This window comes from Candidatus Obscuribacterales bacterium (genome assembly GCA_036703605.1).
Taxonomy (GTDB): Bacteria; Cyanobacteriota; Cyanobacteriia; order RECH01; family RECH01; genus RECH01.
Window position 1 is genome coordinate 1 of record DATNRH010000883.1, and the last position, 1,522, is coordinate 1,522.

General features: G+C 49.1%; 2 protein-coding genes. Both read right to left on the reverse strand.

Annotation, left to right across the window (positions count from 1 at the left end):
* A partial coding sequence (locus V6D20_18125; protein HEY9817700.1) for a response regulator occupies positions 1 to 358 on the reverse strand: 358 nt, incomplete at its 3' end.
* 575 nt (positions 359 to 933) lie between these two features.
* On the reverse strand, positions 934 to 1,395 hold the full coding sequence (locus tag V6D20_18130) for a Fur family transcriptional regulator (GenBank protein ID HEY9817701.1): 462 nt from the start codon (positions 1,393 to 1,395) through the stop codon (positions 934 to 936).
* Positions 1,396 to 1,522: the final 127 nt, after the last annotated feature.

Here is a 1,522-nt window from a genome sequence, read left to right on the forward strand (position 1 = left end):
GCTTGACCACATAGTCCGCTCCGCCCGCTGCAAAGGCCTTAGCCTTGTCAGCAATATCGCTCAAGGCCGTCATGAAAATGACCGGCACATGGCTCGTCTCGGGCGATCGCTTTAGGGCCTGGCAGAGAGTATAGCCGTCCATCTCAGGCATCATGACATCTAGCAGCACGAGATCCGGGGGCTCCGTTAACGCTGATCTCAGAGCAAAGACACTATTGGTGACGCGCCGAATTCTATACCCTTCCTGAATCAACAATTCAGATAGGGCTCGAATGCTGTCTAACTCATCGTCCACGAGTAAAATTCTAGGGCGATCGGCAGCAAGACTTGATGTCAGGTCATAGGGGGTCGTGTTCACGGCAAGGTGAAGAAAAGACAAGATCGTCTATGGTGCCAAACTTAAGATGCGCTTGACTGTGCATAGATAGCATCAATGCGGCAAGTCTAACAGACTATCAAGGACAAGCCATCTTGTCTAAGATTCTCCAACGATCGCTTGAGATGCCATAGGTCTATATCAACGTACAGGCTGCCTTACCGGTTGACAGGATAGTTAAGCAATCGTGGTGTCTGTAAGTAGGTAGACTCAACTCAAGGGAGTTAGGTTGTCGGGTTTCGACGGTGTTAAACCCTCGTCTCTGCTCAACTCTGCTCAATCCTTTGCTCATAAGGTTTGAGCATTGAGTGATGTCGAACTACATGTTGCCCATGATGACATTCTCTTACTTATCACTCTCTTGTCGGTCTATCCCTCGGGACAAAAGCTGTGAGGGATGCCTGTCGTCTACAAACTTGCAGTCGACGTCGTAGTCAATGTTGTAGTCAATGTTGGCATAGCTACGCGAATGTTACAGCGCAGCGTCACCCATCCAAGCTTTACGAGTGCGCTGCGGCTAGGTCGAACAGCATCCTACAACACAGGTTTACAACCTATTAATCAGGATCTTGATTAGGATTCGAGGCGTCTTGACAGCGATCGCACGTCCCTTCCACCGTCACCTCATAGCGATCGACCTGCAGCCCTGGACGAAGATGATGCAGTTGAAGAGAGCTGAAGGTTTCCCATGCAATGTCTTCGATCGCGCCACAGTGTTGACAGCGGAAATGGTGGTGGGGAACCACTTTTGCGTCGTAGCGCGAGACCCCTTCTTCCAACAAAACCTCCCGCACCAGCCCCACTCCCCGCAGAGCCTGAAGGGCGCTGTAGACCGTTGCTTGAGACGAAATGGGCGCTGCTTGATTGAGGTCAGTCAAGATTTGCTCGGCTGTTGGATGATCGCTGCGGGATAGCAAATTATCGTAGACAGCAAAACGTTGAGGCGTAACCCTTAGACCTTTGTCCTTGAGAGTGCGAATGATTTGATTGGCTTGCTCCTGCATTGCCGTACCGGTCATGTATGAAGGTTGTCAGCGGGATCTTATTAAAGTTCGATTGGTTTGGATGCTTATTAATCCTCTTATTATATTAGCAGGCAGGATAGATTGCAATGTATCAATAAAACAAACTTTTAAGTATTTATAA

Coding starts and splice junctions, on each gene's coding strand:
- V6D20_18130 (HEY9817701.1), bottom strand. CDS start 1,395: ATGACCGGTACGGCAATGCAGGAGCAAGCCAATCAAATCATTCGCACT.